A 22,409-nucleotide genomic window follows, 5' to 3' on the forward strand; every position below is an offset into this window, starting at 1 on the left:
TTCCAGACAGTAAAGCAGCCTTTTTGTCATGTTCAAATGAAGGGTTCTCATTTTTTTTGATTCATGGAACGCAGTGCTTCACGGTACTGCTCGTCCTCACTTTTGGAAGTCTCCTTCTCTCCATCAGAGAGTCGGGAACGTTCATGCTTTTCTCCGTCCTTTCCAGCAAAACCACGCAAAGCCGCACGATAATCCTGGTCCCCGTAAGCACCTTCTGTATTCTCGCGATCTTTTTCCACCCTTATTTCCGTCTGGACATCAGTCAACTTGTGATGCTCCTCGGCATGATGTTCTTCAATGCCGAAATCCTTAGTCTGGATCTCTCCCGTATGCTCCGTCAATTCATTCGCCTTGGGTTCCACTTGCACAGGATAAGGACGTCTGCTCCTTTGCCGAGATTCCTCTTGATGGGGGCGATTCTTGGCCGAGGACTTGCGCGTCATCTTCGTATTAAATACTAGCAAAAAGATAAAGGCAACCACAGCTACTGCGATAAAAGCAATGGTCATCGGCGGCCTCCTATTCTCTTTCGGCGTTACGGTACCGTCCCGCTATCGCAGCGACCCGTTTGCCCAAAGATCGACCTAGCGCAAGATCATCGCCCGTTGGAAGGTTGGGCGGTCCATCGGGATCTGTCTCTACCGGACATGTTACCCCTACGCCGTAATAGGAGCCGTAGAGCGCATTTTCCGTGATGCTAGCGGGCAGGCCTACAATAATCATACCTTGATGAAGCATTGGAGTAATCAAATTCAGTAGCGTTGATTCCAATCCACCATGTACGGTAGCGGTTGTGCAAAACACTGCACCGATTTTGTCCACTAGCTTGCCCTGCGCCCACAGATACCCCAGCCTATCAATCCAACTCTTCAGACCGCTACTGATGGTACCAAAATGACCCGGGCACCCCCATATGATCGCATCCACGCTTACAAGCTCATTCACATCGGCTTCATTTACATTTTTTAGCAGCACTTCTGTGTGATTCAGGCGTGCCCCTTCTGCGATCGAGCGAGCGAGACGTTCCGTATGTCCATTTTCACTGTCATATACAATCATGATTCTGGTCGTCATTGTGCGCATCATCCTTTGTCAGCAAGATCATCCTTTTGGCATACGCTCTTAACCTTTCCCAACATTCATCTGAATATTATGAATCGTTTGACGCATACTTTGAACATCCAAAAACACTAGGGAGGCATGCACAATATGAATTCGCGCGCCATATTAGTTAACCTGCTGGTAATCATCATTATTCTGGCAGGAGGTGGTGCCGCCGCCTACTACTACAATCAATCCGCCAACTACATAAAAACCGATAATGCCCAAGTGAGCGGACAAGCGGTTACCGTTGCCTCTCCAAGCGCGGGCAAGCTCACAGGTTGGAATGCTGAAGTTGGTAAGACGTACACCGCTGGCAGCACGCTGGGTAGTGTTGAAGGAGGCGGAAGCCGAATTAGCGTTACGATTCCAACTGATGGTACTGTCGTACAGCAAACGGCTGTCAACAACTCAATTGTCGGGGCGGGTACACCTTTAGCAAAGGCTTTTGATCTGAACAATCTTTGGATTACTGCCAATATAGACGAAACGGCTGTGCAAGATCTTCAAGTAGGCCAGACCGTAGATGTGTATATTGATGCATACCCGGATACGTCCCTAAGCGGTAAGCTCGAAAAGATCGGCCTAGCGACCGCTTCCACCTTTTCACTGCTGCCTACTTCCAATACCACTGCCAACTATACCAAGGTGACGCAGGTCGTGCCTGTCAACATATCCATTCAAGGTTACAAGGGTCTGGGTATTATACCAGGAATGAGTGCGACGATCAGAGTTCACAAGTAGGAGGCTGTCATGGATCAAAAAATGTCCGTCGGACGCATTCTGTCCGTGCTGCTGCTAGGCGCCTTCATTTCCATTTTGAATCAAACGCTGCTGAACGTGGCGATTCCGCACTTGATGAATGACTTCAATGTGTCTGCCACAACCGTTCAATGGCTATCCACTGGATATATGCTGACCAACGGGATTTTGATTCCAATCACCGCTTTTCTCATTGAGTCATTCGGGACACGTGCACTGTTCATATCCGCGATGGGGTTATTTACTGCCGGGTCTGTCGTCTGCGCTGCCAGCACCGGGTTCGCCCCTATGCTGGTTGGACGCGTGATTCAAGCTAGCGGTGCGGGCATCATCATGCCTGTGGTGATGAACGTTTTCCTGACTGTATTTCCTCCCGAAAAACGGGGCGCTGCTATGGGGACCATGGGGATCGCTATGATGTTTGCTCCGGCGGTAGGACCCACTTTATCTGGCTGGATTGTAGAGCACTACAGTTGGCGGCTGCTATTTTTGTTAGTAATTCCGCTGGCAATCATTGATATTCTGTTTGCTGTGCGCTGGCTCAAAAATGTGTCCAAGCTGACAAAACCACATTTTGATCTGCTGGGAACCATTTTTTCGACCCTTGGTTTTGGTCTTCTGTTGTATGGCTTTAGTTCAGCCGGAGACAAGGGCTGGAGCAGCAATACGGTAATACTCTCGCTCGCTTTTGGAATCGTGTTTATTGTGTTTTTTGTCGTGCGTGAGCTGAACATGCTGGAGCCTATGCTGGAATTCCGTGTATTTAAATACAATATTTTTACGGTATCTACGCTGGTTGGGGCTACCGTCAATATGACCATGTTCGGCGGGATGCTGCTGCTACCGATCTATTTGCAAAATATACGCGGTTTTACTCCGCTGCAATCGGGTCTGCTGCTGTTGCCGGGTGCGCTGCTGATGGGTGTGATGTCACCGATATCAGGGGCAGTATTCGATCGTATTGGCGCGAGACCGTTGGCGATCATCGGGCTAATCATTACGGCAATCACGACATGGGAATTCAGTCTGCTGACCGATGCCACCACCTACGGACATATTATGATCATCTATACGATTCGCAGCTTCGGGATGTCATTGCTGATGATGTCCGTTCAGACGGAAGGACTCAACCAGCTGCCTCCACATCTCGGCAGCCATGGTACTGCCATGTCCAATACAGTACGGCAAATCGCCGGATCTATCGGTACCGCTTGGCTCATTACTGTAATGAGCAGCCGGACTACGGTTCATATGGCAGATTATGCGAATGTCGCTACCACAGCCAATGCCTCTGTAACGGAAGGGGTATTACAACTGGGACAAACCATCGCACAAACAGCGGGTATTTCTGCGGAAAGCGGCTCTGCACTCGCGATACAACAGGTATACGGAAGAGCTGTTACAGAATCGACGATCCATGGTATTAATGATGCCTTCATCATTGCAACCGGAATTGCACTGGCGGGATTACTGTTTTCCCTGTTCTTGCGGCGGTCTACACCGCGTCGTAGATAGGCGCACTGCAATCGTGATTTAGAGGTATGAGATTGAACTAGCCTTGAAATACAAAAAAGGATGACACTGCCAAAGAAGGAGCATTCATCCCCCTTGCATGTAAGAGGGTTGAATGCTCCTGACTGTTTGTAATCTTATGTTTGTGAATTGGTTTATAGTCTTATGATCGCAATAAGCGCAGGCCGTTCAAAATGACAAGCAGTGTGCTACCTTCATGCCCAATGACCCCGAATGGCAGGGCTATATTTTGCACAAAATTACTAATCACCAGCAGCACAATGACACTTACCGCGAAGATCATATTTTGTTTGACCACTCGCTGTGCCTTGCGCGCCAGTGCTATCGTCGGCGCAATCTCCTCAATTCCGTCGTTCATTAGCACCACGTCTGCGACCTCCAGGGCTGCTCCGCTGCCATGCATCCCCATGCCTAGCCCTACGGTTGCTGCGGTCAAAGCCGGAGCATCGTTCACACCGTCGCCGACCATGACGACATGTCCGTATTGCTCCCGCAACATGCGAATATGACTGACTTTGTCCTCTGGCATTAAGCCGGCATATACGGCGTCGACTCCAGCCTGTGCCGCGATCACGGCTGCCGTTTCCGGGCGGTCTCCGGTCAACATGACGACCCGAATCCCCTGTGCTTGCAGGCGTTTCACAGATTCTCGTGCCTGTGGACGCAGCTCGTCACGTAGCGCCAGCATTCCGACAATCCGATCATCCGCGAGAATGATGGATACGGTTTTGCCCTCGGCTTCCAGTCGTGCTCGACTCTCCACCCACTCTGGCTCAGTCAGAAGACCAGGTTCATCCAGCACGTTCGTGCGACCGATTTTCCATTTCACCCCGCCTATGATGCCTTCCATTCCCCATCCGGTAAGGGCCTGCACTTGCTCGGCTGTGAGCAGCTCTCTCTGTCCCAATTCAGCTTCGGCTTTGGCTACAATCGCTCGCGCCAGCGGATGTAAGGAATAGCTTTCGATTGTCGCGACAATGTGCAATAGCTCATCAGCATCGTAATCTGGGGCGACAATCCAATCCGTGACCACAGGTGAGCCCTTCGTTAACGTGCCCGTTTTGTCAAAAGCAACAACCGAAGTTAATGCCATATTCTCCACATGCGCGCCACCTTTGAACAGGATGCCCCGCCGGGCACGATTGGAAATGGCCGATAGCATCACCGGCATAATGGATGACACGAGCGCACAAGGTGAGGCTACGACAAGGAACACCATCGCCTTGTAAAAAGCCGCTGCCCACGTCCAGCCTAATGCTAGGGGTGCACCCACAATGACGATCAGCGTGACGGCAACAACAATTCGGGCGTATACCGATTCGAATGTTTTAATAAACCGCTGGGAATCGGGAACCTCGGTCCGTGCCTCTTCTACCATACGAATGATTTTTGAAAATAAAGTATCTTCCGAGGACTGGCTGACCTCTACATATAGCACGCCTTCTCCATTAATGGTGCCTGCATATACTTCGTCACCTGCCTCTTTGTTTACCGGAACAGATTCCCCGGTAATGGATGCCTGATTCACCGCCGACACCCCCTTGAAGATTCGACCGTCCGCCGGAATTAGTTCGCCGGGCTTAACCAGCAGCAGGTCGCCTGGTAACAGCTGCTCAATGCCAACCGTTTCTGTTCCGTCGTGAGACAAGCGCAAAGCCGTTTCCGGTTTCAACGCCATGAGCTCGGAAATATCCTTACTGCTGCGCTCGGTGGTATAGCTCTCCAGCGCACCGCTGAGTGCAAAAATAAAGATCAGCATGGCTCCTTCATTCCAGTAGCCAATGGCCGCAGCTCCTAAAGACGCAGCGATCATAAGTAAATTAACATCCAGATCATGTTCTCGGATCAGGGTTTCAATCCCTTCTCTGGCTTTGGACCAGCCTCCAAGGGCATAAGACACCACATAGAGAATGATGGATAGCCATTGCCACCAATGTGAGACCCCCCATGCTATCAGCATTAGCATTCCACTGCCTAGAGCAGCCTGCATCTCCTTATTTTTCAGCATGCTTTTGAGCTGAAATTGCGGCTTGCGATTGGGACCGGGTCGTCCGCTGCCACTGTTTTTTGAAAGTGCTCGGTTAGAGGGAGACAATGTATCTTGTAATCGTTGAACTGCTTGCATCTTGTCACGTTCCTTTCCATTTTGGTCCTTGTACTTGCGTCTCATTGAGAATGATATCCATTGTTAAGTGCCCTAAAATAGCACATGCTGCTTCGGGAAGCCCGAAGCAGCATGTCTGGCAATGAGAATGATAATCATTTTTGCATCTATACAATTATTTTGCTTTAGAGAAACTTTTGTTTTATTATATACCCTTCCTTTTCCACTTGTAAACTGCTAATAGCCTAAATAAAAAAGATACCCGCGCAAACAACGCAGGTATCCTCTATATTTCAAAGCGTTCTATTCAGGATTTGCAAAATTCGATTCCAGTCGCTCCAAAGTGCAATATATAGACGAACTAGACCATTTCGATCTATATATTGTTCATTGAAAGTCGCTTACTGGATTTTTGCAAAATCCTCTATCACATGAATTCAGGTTATCTTCAGGCTATAGTGGAAACTTCCACGCATGGGTGTGTGCAGTTTCTGAAGTGTGTTGACGATTGGTTTGCTGTTGCAGTCTCCAACGCGCAGCCGCGAGGCGTACAACAGGAACTGCTGGGTCCGAGCAAATGACCCCCGTCAGTTCGTTCTCCCAAATCCAATTCCCATCCAGGGACTGGTGAATTTCATCTATCGCCACCCATATAGGAAGCTCGGGCTTTACACGCCGAACAGCTTCCATTATGCGTTTTATCGTATCATTAGCATTCTCATGACCGTCAACAACGGATGGAATCAGTGGGCCCCCAGCTCTGTTGTCATCAGATGGAGTTGGTATGACTTCTAAAATGATCATATCGGCAAAGCGTGCCAAATCTGCAGCTTGAGCCGCCTGCTTGGTCTGTCGTGCGCTCACTTCGAACATGTTATCGGCGTTGGCCGACTTCTCGGACTGTGCGGATTGCTCACTCCATGTATGGCCTGCATCAGGCACCAAACTTGCATCAATCGTCAAAAGTACGCCTACCCGATATGGAACGCACCGCAGGCGCCCGCACAACGTTTGCTCGGCAACGCCGTCAATCCAGTCTCGGATAGTCTGAAACTGGTTTACGTCAGCCGGATTGCGCACCATAATCTCCAACCGTGGTTCTCCCCCTTGTCGCATACTCCGCAACGCTGCACGCAGTAATGCCTCCAGCTGCATATCCTGCAGGCTTCCGATGCCCACTGCATTGTTTTGCTCAGTCAAAGCTATAGTCAGCGGCAATCCGTCCAGCAACTCAAACAAGCCCTCGTACTCTGTTTCCAGCAGGCCAATGATTCGTCGGGACAGGTGCTCACACAATCCCGGCAAACCAGATGCTTTATTAAATGATGTGTACGTCTCGGATGCACGGGAACCAGGGACAAGGATGGGATCGGGCTCCCCGTCAGGAGCATGAATCTTTTGTCCAGACTCTGCCGCGTCCAAATAGGCATAGCATAATTCCCTCACGCGGCCGGATGCCAGTGACAATGGACCATGCAGCAGACTATAACCGTCAAGACTACCTATTCCTAATGCTTCCTCTGAACTTTTACGACTCATACTTGCAGGAGCATCAGCATAAAGCCGTATGGAGGTGTGCCTGTATTCATCGCTCCATTTTAGTAGTGTGTCCATGGCTTGCACTGTATCATTGCCGTTACTCAGCATCGGTTCTCCAAGTAATTCCGGGTTTGCAGCCAGCAACGCCTCCGCTCGACTGATTGCACCCTGCTCGGCTAAACCAACCAGCCAGCCCAATGGATCTTCCTCCTGTGCAGCAGATACTTGATGGCTTCCTGCTTTTAGCGTCTCCATAGCCAATCTCCGTGCAGCAGACTCCATACCTGGCTCTGGAACGTTGCAATCCCGGCTGTTTATGCCACCCAACAGCTCTGCGAATACCTGCATCAGTTTAGCCTCCATGCTATTAATCCATCCTTTCTTTCGTCAGCAAGTTGGCACACACGAATTCGAGTACCCCTTCAAACAAAGAAAACGCTTACTCATTACTGAGCAACCGAATGTGACATGGGCCTTACTTATAAAGTCCCTACCTTAAACGTATTAGGCCCTCCCCACATTTATACATCTCTGCACAACTACTATATATGAGAAAATAGATCTCTATACTGCTGAAAGCACATGTTACACAAAAAAGGCAGCTATAAAAAACACCCCCTGTTTTCATAGGATGTCTACATCCAATGTTAACGGGGGTGTTCCCTTTTTATTCGTCAGAACCAACCTTCAGTACACGCATCACATTTAATACGGCTAGCAGTGTTACACCTACATCGGAGAATACAGCCTCCCACATGGTAGCAATGCCAAACGCGCCCAATGTCAGAAATACTGCTTTGACACCTAGCGCAAATATAATGTTTTGCCAGACGATACGGCGTGTGCGTTGGGCAATGTGAATTGCCGTCACCAGCCTCGAAGGCTCGTCGTTCATGATTACGATATCTGCTGCTTCAATTGCAGCGTCTGAGCCCAAACCGCCCATCGCTACACCGACATCTGCCAAAGCAAGTACAGGTGTATCATTGATTCCATCGCCTACAAACAAGATTTTATCGCTCGGTTTCTTACTTGCAGACAACTGCTCAATGGCTTCGGCTTTATGCTGAGGCAACAGTTCTGCCCGTACTTCATCCAGACCCAACTGACGTCCTACAGCCTCGGCAACTGTCCGATTGTCACCTGTTAGCATGATGGTTTTGACCACCCCCAGCTTTTTCAGCGAAGCAATCGTCTTGGCCGCGTCCTCCTTAACCTCATCCGATATCAGAATACACCCGGCATACATTCCGTCTACAGCCACATGTACGACCGTTCCTTCATCCATTGGCCCTGCTTGCTGCGCCACATTAAAAGCAATACGCTCCCGCTCCATCAGCTTAGCGTTTCCGGCCAATACCAGGCGCCCATCGATTTGAGCCTGAATGCCGTGGCCAGATATTTCGCTATATTGCTGCACTCGCTCCGTTTGGAGCTCATTGCCATATGCTTCACGCAGGGAAGCTGCGATCGGATGCGTGGAGTGCATCTCGGCCAATGCAGCAGTCTCTAGCAGACTTTCCTTCGTAAAAACTTCGGCAGGATAGATCCCTGTCACGTGGAAAACCCCTTTGGTGAGCGTACCTGTTTTATCAAAAACAGCGTATTTCACATGATTCAGGGCTTCAAGATAATTACCACCCTTGATCAGCACACCTGAACGGGAGGCTGCCCCGATCCCGCCAAAGAAGCCTAGTGGAATGGACACCACCAGCGCACACGGACAAGAAATAACGAGGAAAACAAGCGCACGATATAACCAATCCGCAAACTGTGCACCCGGCACAACAAGCGGAGGAACAACCGCCAGCAACAACGCTACAATAACCACTACAGGAGTATAATATCTGGAAAATTTCGTGATAAACTTTTCAGTCGGCGCTTTTTTGGCACTCGCATTTTGTACCAGTTCCAAAATTTTGGAGACCGCCGATTCACTAAATTCCTTGCTGACCTCTACCGTCAGAAGTCCGTTCGTATTCACAAATCCACTCATCACACTGCTTCCCGGCTCAACGGTACGCGGCACAGATTCACCGGTCAATGCAGAGGTATCGACATGCGACTTGCCTTCTACAACCTTACCATCCAGCGGAATCTTCTCACCCGGCTTGATTACGATCAAATCTCCAACGCGAATCTCTTCTGGAGACACCCTCCGTACGGACTCAGCGGTCTTCAGGTTGGCATAGTCTGGCCTAATATCCATCAGATCGCTGATGGACTTGCGTGAACGGTTAACTGCAATGCCTTGGAATAGCTCTCCAATTTGATAAAAGAACATGACAGCTACGCCTTCGGGGTATTCTCCAATAGCAAATGCGCCCACAGTAGCCAGCGTCATCAGGAAGTACTCGTCAAAGGCCATTCCACGCACCAAGCTACGTGCAGCCTGCAAGACAACATCACCGCCAACGATGATGTATGCCACTAAAAATAGAGCCAGCTTGCCCACACCTTCGACAGGTAACCACCAAGCAACAGCCGCAATAACCGCTCCTATGGACAGACGCGCAATCATGCGGCGCATACCGTCCGTACCATGATCATGCGTATGCCCGGCATGACTATCATCATCATGCGAATGAGCATGGGTAGCTTCACCATGATCGTGCAGTGCATGGTTATTGTGATGCATGTGTGTATGATTACTGTGGTTGTGCCCGTCGTGCGCCTCATGTGATTCATGGCTGTGGCCAACGTGGCTGTGAGCAGCATGCTGTGCGGCACCAACGCTGCTTCGGCTGTCTTCGCGCAGGCGTCCACCGGCACTTTTGGCAACCATCCGAACATGAGGCTCAAGTCTATGAACCTTCCGTTCCGTTTGGCGAAAAACCTCTTCTTTTTGATCCGAAGTTGTGGTCATCGTCAACGTTTTTGTTACAAAATTGACCGAGCAATCCAAGACCCCTTCTATTTTACTGACTCCATTTTCAATTTTGAGAGCACAGTTGGCGCAATCCAAACCTTCCAAAATCCATTCATGCCGTTCATTTCTTTTTAGAGCATCCATAATAATTGGCCTCCAATTAGCTATATATGAGCAACTGTTCATATATTATTTGTTAAGGTCATTATATTCAGGTTTAGGGGTAAAAGTCAATGATCATAGCCCTTATTAACAAAAAAAATCGACTTCAATGGACAAGCACCAAAAGAGCGCCAATTGCTTGGCGCCCTGCTGTTGTTTTTTCAAAAATTATTGATGTGATATGTGCTGATGAGTTTGCAAAAAAATCTGCTCCACATGATTATCATCCAGTGAATAAAACACTGTTTTGCCTTCCTTGCGCCGTTTGACAATACGCAGGTTGCGCAAATAACGAAGCTGGTGGGATACAGCAGATTGGCCCATATTCAACACCTGGGTCAGATCATGAACACACAGTTCTTTTTGGGCCAGGGCATAAATCAGCTTGATTCGTGTCGGGTCACCTAGCGCTTTAAACAACTCCGACATTTTGTATGCGATGGAATCCTCAACAAGGGAAGATTTTATGCGCTCAATTTCCTGATCTGAACCGTGACAAGCCGGCTCGCAATCCAAAGCTTCCGTTTCAGAATTCATCCTTTTTCACCCCGTGTATTTCGACTTGATGCTCCTATTATAACAAATTCGTAGAATTTACGAATAGCTTATATTACAGCTTGCCCTGTAACCGAAACTTGCCTAATTCAACGTTTTTAATACTTCGTCATTGTAAGGAATTATTTCTTTTATCTGTTGATCACGCAATTTCACTGCAAATGCCGGATCCACCAGCAATGCACGTCCAACTGCAACCAGATCAACTTCCTCTCGTTCTACTAGCCCCACAAGTTGTTCTAATCTGGCCTCCACACTACTGGATTGATCAGCCTGACGATTATCATTTTTTTCCAGATCACTCAGGAAGGCCTTCTCCAAACCAACCGACCCCACCGTAATCACTGGCTTGCCTGTTATCTTTTTCGTCCAAGCTGCCAGATTCAGATCTGAGCCTTCAAATTCCGGTTCCCAGAAACGACGACTTGAACAATGGAATACATCCACACCGGCCTTCACTAATGGAGCAAGAAACTGTTCAAGTTCCTGTGGTGTATGTGCAAGCTTTTCTCCATAATGGTACATCTTCCATTGGGAGAATCGCAGTACAATTGGAAAATCCGGGCCCACTGCACGACGACAAGCCTCAATGACCTCGACCGCAAACCGTGTACGCTGGACCAAATCGCCTCCATATTGATCGGTACGCTTATTGGTTTTGTCCCAGAAAAATTGATCGATTAAATAGCCATGTGCTCCATGAAGCTCAATGCCGTCAAACCCTACCTGCTTGGCATCAGCAGCGGCCTGAGCAAAGGCTGCGATGATATCAGCAATTTCCGCCTCCGTCAATGGCTCAACTACCTTTTCACCGGCGGGAGAAATACCCGAAGGACCGACAGGCAATGCTTCGGGATTCGGTTGGTTATCCGCCCCTATTTTCCGGGCTGTACCCACATGCCAGAGCTGCGGTATAATTTTGCCACCTGCCGCATGAACCTCCTCTACTACCTTGGCCCATCCTTTCAACCCCTCACCATAAAAGTTAGGGATGCTTGTGTGCTCCACAGCTGCAGGATGATGAATAGCCGTTCCCTCCGTAATAATCAATCCAACAGCATTTTCCGCTCGGCGCCGATAATATGCGGCAACCTCAGGCCCCGGAATACCTTGAGGAGAAAAATTCCGTGTCATGGGAGCCATAACGATCCGATTGGGAAGAGATAAGTTACCTAGCTTAAAAGGTTTAAACAATATTTCGGTGTCCATGACGTTTTCCTCACTCTCGATTATTATTATCTTTTTCGCTCTTCTGTTATACAATTCCATTTTACACACATACAAACTTGAGTTCAAGAAGCCACAGTTTAATTCCCGCTTCCTCTTTACAAAAAAAGAGGAAGTGGCATAGAGCCACTTCCTCTTATCAAAATTAGTGTGTTATTTATTAGTGTGCTACCATGTTGTATTCCATAATCCATACAGAACCGCCAACAACAGTCAACAGGATCACTATGCCAAAAATCAAAGTCATAACATTCCAACGTGGTCCATTGCTTTCACGGATGTGCATGAAGAAGAATAGCTGAACCAGAAATTGCAGCACTGCCGCGGCTAAAATAACAACCATGGTCGAAGTGCGGCTCAACATATGATTCATAACCACGCCGAGAGGAATGATGGTCAGTACGATGGACAGAATAAATCCGATAACATAGGATTTCACTGAACCGTGAGAATCATCATGACCATGCGAGCCCGCTCCTGATTGATGCTGTGCCATCTACATCACCCCCATCAGATAGACAACTGTCAGCAAGAAGATCCAGACAGCGTCCAAAAAGTGCCAGTACAAGCTCAATGCCGAAACTTTGCCCTTCGTCTCTGGAGTAAGTCCGCGTTTTTTCAATTGGAACATAAGTCCAATCATCCAAACCAGACCTAACGAAACGTGAAGTCCGTGTGTTCCGACCAATGTGAAGAATGCCGACAAGAACGCACTGGTTCCAAAATTGGCACCTTCATGTACGATTTCAACAAACTCATAAACTTCAAAACCGATAAAACCAAGACCCAGGATTGCCGTCACGATTAACCAGTTGATTAATCCCTTCATGCTTCCTTTGTTCATAGCCAACACAGCCAGACCACTTGTGAAGCTGCTTGTGAGCAAGAGGAACGTTTCAATAATAACGCCCGTCATGTTAAACAGCTCTGCGCCACCTGGTCCTCCGGCTGTGTTGTTCCGAAGGACGACGAAGGTTGCGAACAAGGTACTGAACAGGATTACGTCCGTTACGAGGAAGATCCAAAAACCAAGCATCTTCAATTCTTGCGGATCGTGATGCCCGTGGTCATGATCATGGCTGTGATGTGCTGCTGCTTGTGCCATTATACAGACCCCCTTATTGCCGCTTCCGTGCGTTTTACTTCATCCGCAGGGATATAGTAGTCGCCATCATAGGAGAAGAACGAACGGCAAATCATACAAATTGCCACGCCGATCAGCCCTGGAATATAGAAGAACGACCATCCAAATACGAATCCGAAACCTGCAATGAAAAAGAATACCGACATAATGAATGGAATCGCCGAGTTTTTCGGCATATGAATCGCTTCAATTGGCGGTTGCTTTCTGAAAATACCTTTTGCACGTTTATCTTTTTCTGCCCACCAGTCATCGCGTTCTTCTACTTGCGGAATGGTAGCAAAGTTGTATTCCGGTGCAGGTGAAGGAATTGACCACTCTAACGTGTGACCACCCCAAGGGTCGCCAGTTGTATCCTTCAGCTTGCGGTAATTTTTGATACCCAGAAGAATTTGAAGAACCTGGAACAAGAAACCAATCCCCATCAGGAATGCCCCAACGGTTGACACCATGTTAAGCGGCTGCCAGCCAGTATCCCAGCCGTAAGTGCTTAGACGACGAGTCATACCCATCAGACCGAGAGAATATTGCGGAATGAAACATACATAGAAACCAATATTCCAGAACCAGAAAGCCCATTTACCAGGCGTTTCAGGCAATGTGAAACCGAACATTTTAGGCCACCAGTAATACAGACCTGCCAGGTAACCGAACACTACCCCACCAATCAGAGCGGAGTGGAAGTGAGCGATCAGGAAGTAGCTGTTATGGAACTGGAAGTCCGCAGGTGCTACAGACAACATAACGCCCGTCAAACCTGCAATCAAGAAGTTCGGAATAAACGCAATAGACCACATCATCGGAGTTTTAAATTCGATTTTACCCCGGTACATCGTGAACAGCCAGTTAAATACTTTAACCCCTGTCGGTATTGCGATAACCATCGTCGAAATCGCAAAGAATGCATTCACATCTGCGCCTGATCCCATCGTGAAGAAGTGATGCGCCCACGTGAAGAAGGACAGAATTGCAATAATGAACATGGCGTAAACCATGGATTTGTAACCAAACAATTTCTTTTTGGAGAATACGCTGATGACCTCGGAATAAATACCGAAGGCAGGCAATACTACGATATACACCTCAGGGTGACCCCACATCCAAATCAAGTTGATGTACATCATCGGGTTACCGCCGAAATCAAGGGTAAAGAAGTGTCCTCCTCCAAAACGGTCAAGGAACAGCAAAGCCAAAGTAACCGTCAGAATCGGGAACGCGAAAATGATAATAACACATGATGAAAATACGGACCACGTAAAGACAGGCATTTTCATCCAAGTCATACCAGGTGCGCGCATTTTAATAATGGTAACAATAAAGTTGATCCCCGTAGCCAATGAACCTATACCGGAAATCTGAATACCCCAGATATAGAAGTTCTGACCGACGCCGGGACTAAATTGCAGTTCTGAAAGCGGTGGATAACTCAACCAACCTGCATCTGGCGAACCGCCGATAACAAAGGACAAGTTGAACAACATCGCACCCATAAAGAAGAGCCAGAAGCTCAATGCGTTCAGGAAAGGAAACGCAACGTCGCGCGCACCAATTTGAAGGGGTACGGCGATGTTAAACAAACCAAACATCAACGGCATCGCCATAAACAAGATCATGATTGTGCCGTGAGTTGTAAAAATCTGATTGTAATGCTCAGGATGCAGGAGTGTCACATCCGGTGTAGCAAGTTGAATACGCATCAATAATGCATCCACGCCTCCGCGGAATAACATCAAGATGGCCGCAAGAATATACATAATACCGACTTTTTTATGGTCAACCGTAGTCAACCAGTTTTTCCAAAGCCAGCCCCATTTTTTGAAATAAGTGAGCACAAACACGATCCCGATCGTTGCTAGTGCGATGGAAACGTCCGCTCCATAGATCATCGGGTCTCCAGTAACGAAGAAAGTGGATGCAAACTCTTTTATTTTGTCAAGCATTGGGGGCCTCCTTCCCTATAATCATTTTAATTGTGTCCGCTCATATTCATATGACTCATATCCATTTCAGCATGCTCTTCTGTACCGGTCTTGGACGAATCTTCTGTGGAGGTAGCTTCACCATGTCCAGCATGGGGGTTAGAAGAGCCTTCCACTACATACTTGTTAACAATTTCTTTGAACAAGCCGTCTGGAATCGAAGAATACTCATCAGGCTGGGACAAACCTGGTTTTGCAAGCGCCAAATAGCCGTCCTTCGTCAGCGGCTTAGACTGCTTCTTGATGTCAGCGACCCAGTTTTTATACTCTTCATCCGACTGGACTTCTACATCAAAACGCATTTGTCCAAAATGCTCACCGCTAAAGTTTGCACCCGAGCCAAAGTAAGTTCCTTCGTGATCGGCCTGCAAATGCAGTTTCATAGCCATGCCTGACATGGTGTAGATTTGACCGCCCAATTGCGGAATCCAGAAAGAGTTCATCGGGGCATCAGCAGTCAGTTCAAAACGGACTGGAACACCTTTAGGAATATGAACTTGGTTAACTGTAGCTATACCTTCCTCTGGGTACATAAAGAGCCATTTCCAGTCCAGTGAAGTCACTTGGATGGTTACTGGCTTTTGCGTACTGGCCAAAGGCTTGGAAGGCTCTAGCAAGTAGGTATATCTCGCAGTGATGACCGCAATAATACAAATAACGATAATTGGAATAGCCCACCATGTGGTCTCCAGCTTTTTGCTGTCATCCCAGTGAGGTTGATACTTCACCTTGTTTGTTGGGGTATCGCGATACCGCCAAATGATGAAGAAAGTCAAAATCATAACCGGTACAATTATAAGCGCAGACAATGCCGTCGTAAGAATGATCAGCTCTTTTTGTGCTTGCCCAATTGGTCCTTTCGGATCGAAAACAACGTATTTTCCGCCAGCATAAAAACACGTCCAGATGAGCAATGCTACCGTGAGCACGGTCAAAACCAACGCAATAATCGCTTTTGGTTTTTTGTTCATGTTGTTCCCCTCTCCTTAAAATAGTAAATTACTAAAACTAACGAACTCCTGTGATGTTGCCCTTATATAAGATAGCAGAAAAGCGGCCACTTTTTTTATTGTTAACAGAATTGTCGATTATTTGTCCGATTTTTGTGAAAAACCTCTCTAAAAATAAAATTTCTCTTGCAAATTCAAAATTTCTTTTTAATTCAAAAATGACATATAAAAACGTTAATTGTGCATCTTAAAGTATCTTAAAAAAGCTATATTAAAGCAAAAATCGGGACTCCTTACAGTTATCATCCTACACTGCTCGAAGCCCCGCGCTGTTGTTTTCGTCATCCGTTTTCTGTACAGCATTTTTCGATTATATTAACGACGTCCGTTCTCTTGGTCTTCCTTCTTGCGGGCAATGACAAATGATTTCCCAATTAGAAAAATAAAAATTCCGGCAGCAAAGGCGCCAATGCCTGTCATTAGATATATATTACGATCAGTTAAATTCCCTATATCAAGCAAAATAAGAATAATACCTACAATGCAAGCGATCAAAGAAATAACAGATACCGTACGGCTCATTTGGTTATCCCTTGATCCTGATTTTCTGAAATTCGAAGCCATACCCTCCACTCCCTCTAGTCTAAAATGGTTTAAAAAGTGCCCTCGTCAGGTATTTTTTTCAGTATGCACAATTTTTATTTTTTCATTCCTGCGGTTTCTACATACTTAGAACAATTTGTAATTCATCTTAGCTATTATTACCCCAGAGGACCTCCTATTTAAACAAAAGGGAGTAGAGACAGGCCTATATCTGCTTTATTTTTAATAATATTTCTCTTCGTTTAACGTCTAGTTTCCAACCAGTTATTACTTACTACATTTCGATACCAATAGTAACTTTCCTTCGGGGTGCGGACCTGTGTGCGGAAATCGACATGAATCATGCCGAATCTCATATTATATCCCTCTGCCCACTCAAAATTGTCCATAAGTGACCATGCCATATAGCCTTTAACATGAAGACCGTCATGAATGGCCCGGTGTACCTGCACCAAATGCTGCTGCATGTAGGAAATTCGACGGTCATCCTGAACCTTTCCGTTTACGACCTCATCATTGATACAAGCCCCGTTCTCTGTGATGTAAATATCAATGTTACCGTATTTTTGCAGATAGTGCAGTACCTCATACAGCCCTCGTGACTCCACCGGCCAGCCAATATCTGTGACAGGTAGTCCCATATTGATTTCTTCAGATTGGAGAAAGCCTGCTTCCGGATTAAAACGATTAACCGACATACTATAATAATTGATACCAATCATATCTATAGGCTCACCGATAATATCCATATCTCCATCTTGTATAGGTACGGTGGCTCCCTGCTCCGCAAACCAGTCTACCAAAAACTGAGGATACGAGCCTTGATAAATAGGCTGGAGAAACCAGTCACTGTGCAGGGAAATCGTGCGCGCACAAGCCGCTTTGTCTTCCTCAGAGGTGCTGTAAGGAACAGCCCAGGAGACATTTGGAGCGATGCCGATCTGGCCACTGGTGCCAAGCTCGCGGAATCGGCGTACAGATAGGCCATGCGCAACCAGCAGATGATGTCCTACATCAATCGCAGTCTGGAGATTCGTCAGACCCGGGGCATGAACTCCCAGCATATTGGATAAAAAGGCGATACACCACGGTTCATTAAATGTCAGCCAATGCTGTATTTTACCGTGAAACTCACGGAACATCGTTTCCGCAAACTGGACAAATGCCTGAATTGTGCGACGGTTTCCCCATCCTCCGGCATCTTGTAGCGCCTGAGGCAGATCCCAGTGATACAGTGTACAAAACGGTTCAATTCCGTTGTCATTTAACAAATCAACTACACGATGATAATAATTTAATCCTTCTTGATTGACTTCGCCGTCACCATTAGGAAAGATACGCGGCCAGGACACCGAGAAACGATATGTACGAATGCCCAGTTCCTTCATGAGGCGGATATCTTCTTCGTAGCGATGATAGCTGTCACAAGCCACATTGCCGTTATCCCCGTTAAAAACTTTACCAGGCGTATGGGCAAAGGTATCCCAGATCGACAGCCCTCTCCCATCCTCCTGATAAGCCCCCTCGATTTGGTAGGCTGCGGTTGCGGTACCCCACATAAAGTCCTGCGGAAATTGAAAAATAGTCATTGTGTCTCTCCCTCTCCCTCAATTATAATCGTATGTCCAATCGTAATTTCCTGCTTTTTGGTAAAAATCCATGACAAAATAAATCCTCCGTGCTTGGGATCAGGCTGAGCCTGACGATCATCAGCGCTAAACGGATGTGCACTGCGAATCGTGCAGCTTCCCGTCTGGACCGATGCGGTAAGCTCCGCACGGACAAGCCGCGAACCGGACCACTCCATGCTGACTGTAATCCCGCCACGCCCTTTCAAGCCGCTGACCCGTCCCTCCGACCATGCCGATGGCAGGGCAGGCAATAACGACAGCTCACCCGGGCGGCTTTGCAGCAGCATTTCTGCGATGCCTGCCGTCGCACCAAAATTACCGTCGATCTGAAAAGGCGGGTGAGCGTCGAATAAATTAGGGTAGGTCGATCGCGACAGCAACGTGCGAACATACTGATGCGCAGTGTCGCCATCTTCCAGCCGGGCGTACAGGTTGATCAACCAGGCACAACTCCACCCGGTATGCCCGCCACCATGTTCGAGCCGGCGACGTAGCGATATGCGGGCCGCCTCAGCCAGTTCTGGAGTATCACGGATATGGATCTGTCGGCCGGGATAAACCCCATATAGATGTGATACATGTCGATGCCCAGGCTCTGCTTCCTCAAAGTCGACCATCCACTCTTGTAACTGACCGTGACGGCCGATTTGATAGGGTATTAATCGTTCCCGTGTCTCTTCGCAGCGTCTACGGAACTCATCGTCTAACTCCAACAGATCCGCGGCCTGAATACAGTTGCTCAATAGCTCCCGAATCAGCGTCATGTCCATCGTAGAGCCCATGGATATACTGCAATCCTCGCCTTCGGGCGTGATGAATTTATTTTCAGGCGAAGTGGATGGGGACGTGACGAACCGACCATCCGGGCCTTCCATGAGCCAGTCTAGGCAAAAGGCCGCCGCCCCCTTCATAAGCGGATAAGCCTGTTCTGCCAAATAGGTTGTATCCAAGGTGAACAGATAACGCTCCCATAGATGAGCAGTCAGCCATACACCCCCAAGTGGCCAAAATGCCCAACTGGCATGGCCACCTGATGGTCCGGCGTTTCTCCACACATCTATATTGTGGTGAGCTGTCCATCCTTGAGCCCCATAATTGATGGAAGCGACCCTGCGTCCCGTCCGCCCGACTTCGCCAACCATGTGCAGCAATGGCTCATGGCACTCGGCAAGATTACACACCTCTGCGGGCCAATAGTTCATCTGTGTATTAATATTGGTTGTATAGTTACTGTTCCACGGCGGCTGTACCCGATCATTCCAGATGCCCTGAAGATTGGCGGGCTGACTACCCGGACGCGAACTACCCATAAGCAAATAACGTCCGTATTGAAATAACAGCACTTCCAGCCCCAGGTCTGCCTGACCTTTCTGATAGCGTTCTAATCGCAGATCGGTCGGGAGAACGGACTCGTCAGTTAGCGTGTCACCTCCCAGTTCTAATGCAACACGGTCAAACAGCTTCCGGTGATCCTGCTCATGGCGTTGCCGCACCTGCTCACTTCCCAGCGAAATTGCACCGTCTAGAATGACTTTGCATACTTCTGCTGACTCTGTTGCATCACTATTCGGCATAGCCTGAAATCCCCGAAATCCGGTAGCCGCTGCCAAATACACTGTGATTTTATCCGCACCCGAGATGATCAACGCTCCGTCATCCCTCGTCGTCAAGGCTCCTCCCTCGGGAATAACCCTCGCCTGAACTGCAAAAGCCATCCCCAAATCATTTTCGTAAACGACAGACTGCGGATGATCACCGTGATAATTAGATTCCACATGACTGGGCGCTCGTCCAGTCAACGTAATGAAGTCCCTGGTCGGTTCCTCGGACGGATCGTTATCGATAGCCCATTTGGAGGAATCACCAAGCGCATCCTCTCCAACTTCATCTTCACAAGGATGGGGAGTAGTAATGCGCACAGATGCATGGATTTTTCCGACCTTATTCGCAGTCAGTGACACCATAATGACTCCATCGGGTGCACTGGCGATAACTTCACGAGTATAGTGGACTCCATCACTCTGAAAAGTGACCGCTGCCGTTCCGGTCTGCATATCCAGTTCCCGTTCATAATGCGCAATCTCGCCTAGGTTCTCCTGCGTAATCCACAAATCTCCCAAAGGCTGGTAGGCTTCTGTATCGCGGCCCAGCATGTTTGAAGTAATCAGTTGTTCGGCTTCTTTGTATTTTCCATCTGCAATCAGCTTTCTGGCAGGTTCTAAATATCGCAACGCATCATACTGAACGCCATCCCTGGGGAATCCGGACCAGAGCGTATCCTCGTTTAATTGCAAATGCTCCTCCCTGATTCCGCCAAATACCATAGCTCCCAGCCGTCCATTGCCGACTGGCAATGCTTCCTCCCATACCTCAGCAGGCTGACGATACCATAACCGCAGGGACTGTGGCCTTTCGCCTTTCGTCAAGTCAAACCCTCCCTCATCAAGGTCAGACAAAGCGCTGAACCCCTATTGCTCATGGCGCATGCGCTCTGTCACACCGAGATTTCAAAGTTTGGAAAAATGGACTCGTTATTTAGCAGCCTTCCCACTCCATAACTCCACTCTGTCCTTCACCAGTTGCGTGTATTGCTGTTCCATTTGGACAGCACCGGCGGCATCCAGTTCTTTAATCATGTTGTCGTATACCGTATCAAAATTGGAAGCCGGTGTTAAAATGGCTTCCGGTATACGTTTACGGATTATGTCTGTCGTCTTTTTGAAAGTAACGTTATAGTTGGATTCATTGTCTGTCGTTATGTTATAGGCTGCGCCCCAAGGCTTCACATCAAATTCTTCTTTTCCTGGAAACAGTTCCTTCCACGTTTTTACGCCATACGCTTTAAGTGATTCTTTTTCCGGCTTCGAATAAGCCGCGATAATTTGTTCCGGGAATTTGGCAGTGTAGTAGTTACCCGTAGTATCCTTCACTCCATCACCATAGTGTCCGCTCATTAATGTGTACAAGTCTATTCCAGTGGATTTATTGAAGCTGGTTGTATTGTTTGTTTTTTGATCCAATACGTCGGCAGGAATGACACGTTTGCCGTCTTTGATTTCATAATGCTTGCCTTCGATCCCCCAGTTCACTAGCACCTGTCCTTCATCGGAAGCTAAATAATCCAGGAATTTAATAGCCCGCACCGGGTCCTTGCAACTTTCCGTAATACCTACACCATAACCGGACGCGAAGCCCGTATCCTGGAAGGAATGATCCTTGTATTCTTCTGAGAGTGTAACTGGAAAATGCGCGTAGCTGGCATCAGCCTTGCCTGACGCTTTTAATGCATTTTCGGCATCCTGATAACCCCACTCCTGGTCGATCAGACCCAGGACACGACCGCTGGCAATTTTGGATTTGTATTGATCGCTTTTTTGCACAAACGAATCTTTATCGAGCAGCCCTTCATTATACATGTGGTTTAACCAACGGAAATATTCCTTTTCTTCCGGACGTTTGTAATGAAGCTTGGCTTCAAATGTTTTGGGATCAATAAAATACTCACCATCATCCGGCGCTCCAGTTGTCTGGAAGGCAGGGTTCGTTACCGTAATCATAATTCTCCAGTCATCCGCATCCAGCGTGAGAGGGATCGTTTTTTTGCCATTAATCGTCGGATGCTTGGCTGTATAGGTTTTGAGTACGTTTTCAAAATCCTGTAATGTTCTTACCTTGGGGTATCCCAGTTCCTTGAGCACCTTGTGCTGAATTTCAAATCCCCCCGTCGCGTCAAAACTCTCCTGTCCTACACCTGCATACGTAGGAATAACATAGATGGCTTGATCCTTATTACTGTATTTCAGCCGATCCATATAGGGTCCGTATAGCTTTTTGAGATTCGGTGCGTGATCGTTGATCAGATCGGTCAGATCAATCATAGCCCCCGCATCCACAAGCTTGTTAATATTAGCTTTAGGAGAGACTAGGTCTGGGTATTCACCACTTGCTGCCATTAAAGCAATCCGGTCATCCCCACCTCCGCCGCTGACATCAAATTCCGCATTTAAGGTTACACCTGTTTTCTTGGTGATTTCCTTGCCTATTTCATCCTTCATTCCATTCCATTGCGGACTTGTATCTGCTCCAAAGAAGCTAAACGTAATCGGATCTGTGCCGCTGGATGAGCCTTCTTTCGCTGTTTTATCGCTTCCACCGCAACCTGCGAGTGCGGCAAGCGATACGGCGAGCAAGGGAATTAGTGCAAATCTGGACCAGTGTTTTTTCATGTTCAAAACCTCCTGCATTCGTAAGAT

At 47.8% G+C, this 22,409-nt stretch carries 17 protein-coding genes; 2 read left to right on the top strand and 15 right to left on the bottom strand.

Annotated features, from left to right (window positions below; all coding sequences use genetic code 11):
* Positions 1–47 precede the first annotated feature (47 nt).
* Positions 48–509, bottom strand: a complete 462-nt coding sequence (locus ACN6NF_RS21175) for a hypothetical protein (protein ID WP_474319459.1) — start codon at positions 507–509, stop codon at positions 48–50.
* Between the two features lie 10 nt (positions 510–519).
* The gene (locus ACN6NF_RS21180; protein ID WP_474319460.1) at positions 520–1,074 is read right to left on the bottom strand and encodes an NAD(P)H-dependent oxidoreductase; all 555 of its coding nucleotides are present in this window, start codon (positions 1,072–1,074) and stop codon (positions 520–522) included.
* Positions 1,075–1,209: 135 nt separating this feature from the next.
* Here ACN6NF_RS21180 and ACN6NF_RS21185 point away from each other — a divergent pair, with 135 nt between their 5' ends.
* Together ACN6NF_RS21185 and ACN6NF_RS21190 are read left to right on the top strand one after the other, a co-directional pair.
* Complete coding sequence (locus ACN6NF_RS21185; RefSeq protein WP_474319461.1) at positions 1,210–1,845, top strand: HlyD family secretion protein; 636 nt, start codon at positions 1,210–1,212, stop codon at positions 1,843–1,845.
* Positions 1,846–1,854: 9 nt separating this feature from the next.
* Positions 1,855–3,378, top strand: a complete 1,524-nt coding sequence (locus tag ACN6NF_RS21190; RefSeq protein ID WP_474319462.1) for a DHA2 family efflux MFS transporter permease subunit — start codon at positions 1,855–1,857, stop codon at positions 3,376–3,378.
* A gap of 160 nt (positions 3,379–3,538) precedes the next feature.
* Here the strand turns inward: ACN6NF_RS21190 and ACN6NF_RS21195 are convergent, their stop codons facing one another.
* The 13 genes from ACN6NF_RS21195 to ACN6NF_RS21255 form a co-directional block, all read right to left on the bottom strand.
* Positions 3,539–5,521: a heavy metal translocating P-type ATPase gene (locus ACN6NF_RS21195; protein ID WP_474319553.1), complete on the bottom strand. Its 1,983-nt coding sequence runs from the start codon at positions 5,519–5,521 to the stop codon at positions 3,539–3,541.
* A 432-nt stretch (positions 5,522–5,953) separates the two neighbouring features.
* Positions 5,954–7,402 carry a PEP-utilizing protein gene (locus ACN6NF_RS21200; protein ID WP_474319463.1) on the bottom strand — a complete coding sequence of 483 codons (1,449 nt, stop codon included), beginning with the start codon at positions 7,400–7,402 and terminating at the stop codon, positions 5,954–5,956.
* 304 nt (positions 7,403–7,706) lie between these two features.
* On the bottom strand, positions 7,707–10,052 hold the full coding sequence (locus tag ACN6NF_RS21205; RefSeq protein ID WP_474319464.1) for a heavy metal translocating P-type ATPase: 2,346 nt from the start codon (positions 10,050–10,052) through the stop codon (positions 7,707–7,709).
* A gap of 186 nt (positions 10,053–10,238) precedes the next feature.
* Positions 10,239–10,607 (bottom strand): ArsR/SmtB family transcription factor, encoded by a 369-nt coding sequence (locus tag ACN6NF_RS21210; RefSeq protein ID WP_007432172.1) that lies wholly within the window; start codon positions 10,605–10,607, stop codon positions 10,239–10,241.
* Positions 10,608–10,709: 102 nt separating this feature from the next.
* The gene (locus tag ACN6NF_RS21215) at positions 10,710–11,834 is read right to left on the bottom strand and encodes an NADH:flavin oxidoreductase (RefSeq protein WP_474319465.1); all 1,125 of its coding nucleotides are present in this window, start codon (positions 11,832–11,834) and stop codon (positions 10,710–10,712) included.
* Between the two features lie 178 nt (positions 11,835–12,012).
* Positions 12,013–12,348, bottom strand: a complete 336-nt coding sequence (cyoD, locus tag ACN6NF_RS21220) for a cytochrome o ubiquinol oxidase subunit IV (protein WP_016820324.1) — start codon at positions 12,346–12,348, stop codon at positions 12,013–12,015.
* Positions 12,349–12,957: a cytochrome o ubiquinol oxidase subunit III gene (gene cyoC, locus ACN6NF_RS21225; protein ID WP_016820325.1), complete on the bottom strand. Its 609-nt coding sequence runs from the start codon at positions 12,955–12,957 to the stop codon at positions 12,349–12,351.
* Positions 12,957–14,933 (bottom strand): cbb3-type cytochrome c oxidase subunit I, encoded by a 1,977-nt coding sequence (locus ACN6NF_RS21230; protein ID WP_474319466.1) that lies wholly within the window; start codon positions 14,931–14,933, stop codon positions 12,957–12,959. The genes cyoC and ACN6NF_RS21230 overlap by 1 nt, the downstream gene beginning before the upstream one ends.
* Positions 14,934–14,959: 26 nt before the next feature.
* Complete coding sequence (cyoA, locus tag ACN6NF_RS21235) at positions 14,960–15,943, bottom strand: ubiquinol oxidase subunit II (protein WP_474319467.1); 984 nt, start codon at positions 15,941–15,943, stop codon at positions 14,960–14,962.
* 354 nt (positions 15,944–16,297) lie between these two features.
* Positions 16,298–16,546, bottom strand: coding sequence for a hypothetical protein (locus ACN6NF_RS21240; RefSeq protein WP_058711489.1), 249 nt, complete (start codon positions 16,544–16,546; stop codon positions 16,298–16,300).
* A gap of 221 nt (positions 16,547–16,767) precedes the next feature.
* Positions 16,768–18,114 carry a GH1 family beta-glucosidase gene (locus tag ACN6NF_RS21245; RefSeq protein WP_474319468.1) on the bottom strand — a complete coding sequence of 449 codons (1,347 nt, stop codon included), beginning with the start codon at positions 18,112–18,114 and terminating at the stop codon, positions 16,768–16,770.
* Positions 18,111–20,582 (bottom strand): glycoside hydrolase family 95 protein, encoded by a 2,472-nt coding sequence (locus ACN6NF_RS21250; RefSeq protein WP_474319469.1) that lies wholly within the window; start codon positions 20,580–20,582, stop codon positions 18,111–18,113. Before ACN6NF_RS21250 ends, ACN6NF_RS21245 begins: the two co-directional genes overlap by 4 nt.
* A 105-nt stretch (positions 20,583–20,687) precedes the next feature.
* A complete protein-coding gene (locus ACN6NF_RS21255) occupies positions 20,688–22,382 on the bottom strand; it encodes an ABC transporter substrate-binding protein (RefSeq protein ID WP_474319470.1) in 1,695 nt (564 codons plus the stop codon).
* Between the last annotated feature and the right edge of the window lie 27 nt (positions 22,383–22,409).

This window comes from Paenibacillus sp. TSM33 (genome assembly GCF_056099025.1).

Bases quoted from the DNA above. Each gene is read 5' to 3' on its own strand.
- ACN6NF_RS21205 (WP_474319464.1), bottom strand. From the start codon at position 10,052: ATGGATGCTCTAAAAAGAAATGAACGGCATGAATGGATTTTGGAAGGT.
- ACN6NF_RS21190 (WP_474319462.1), top strand. From the start codon at position 1,855: ATGGATCAAAAAATGTCCGTCGGACGCATTCTGTCCGTGCTGCTGCTA.
- ACN6NF_RS21195 (WP_474319553.1), bottom strand. From the start codon at position 5,521: ATGCAAGCAGTTCAACGATTACAAGATACATTGTCTCCCTCTAACCGA.
- ACN6NF_RS21210 (WP_007432172.1), bottom strand. From the start codon at position 10,607: ATGAATTCTGAAACGGAAGCTTTGGATTGCGAGCCGGCTTGTCACGGT.
- ACN6NF_RS21180 (WP_474319460.1), bottom strand. From the start codon at position 1,074: ATGACGACCAGAATCATGATTGTATATGACAGTGAAAATGGACATACG.
- cyoC (WP_016820325.1), bottom strand. From the start codon at position 12,957: ATGGCACAAGCAGCAGCACATCACAGCCATGATCATGACCACGGGCAT.
- ACN6NF_RS21200 (WP_474319463.1), bottom strand. From the start codon at position 7,402: ATGGAGGCTAAACTGATGCAGGTATTCGCAGAGCTGTTGGGTGGCATA.
- ACN6NF_RS21240 (WP_058711489.1), bottom strand. From the start codon at position 16,546: ATGGCTTCGAATTTCAGAAAATCAGGATCAAGGGATAACCAAATGAGC.
- ACN6NF_RS21185 (WP_474319461.1), top strand. From the start codon at position 1,210: ATGAATTCGCGCGCCATATTAGTTAACCTGCTGGTAATCATCATTATT.
- cyoA (WP_474319467.1), bottom strand. From the start codon at position 15,943: ATGAACAAAAAACCAAAAGCGATTATTGCGTTGGTTTTGACCGTGCTC.
- ACN6NF_RS21215 (WP_474319465.1), bottom strand. From the start codon at position 11,834: ATGGACACCGAAATATTGTTTAAACCTTTTAAGCTAGGTAACTTATCT.
- ACN6NF_RS21175 (WP_474319459.1), bottom strand. From the start codon at position 509: ATGACCATTGCTTTTATCGCAGTAGCTGTGGTTGCCTTTATCTTTTTG.
- ACN6NF_RS21230 (WP_474319466.1), bottom strand. From the start codon at position 14,933: ATGCTTGACAAAATAAAAGAGTTTGCATCCACTTTCTTCGTTACTGGA.
- ACN6NF_RS21245 (WP_474319468.1), bottom strand. From the start codon at position 18,114: ATGACTATTTTTCAATTTCCGCAGGACTTTATGTGGGGTACCGCAACC.
- ACN6NF_RS21255 (WP_474319470.1), bottom strand. From the start codon at position 22,382: ATGAAAAAACACTGGTCCAGATTTGCACTAATTCCCTTGCTCGCCGTA.
- cyoD (WP_016820324.1), bottom strand. From the start codon at position 12,348: ATGGCACAGCATCAATCAGGAGCGGGCTCGCATGGTCATGATGATTCT.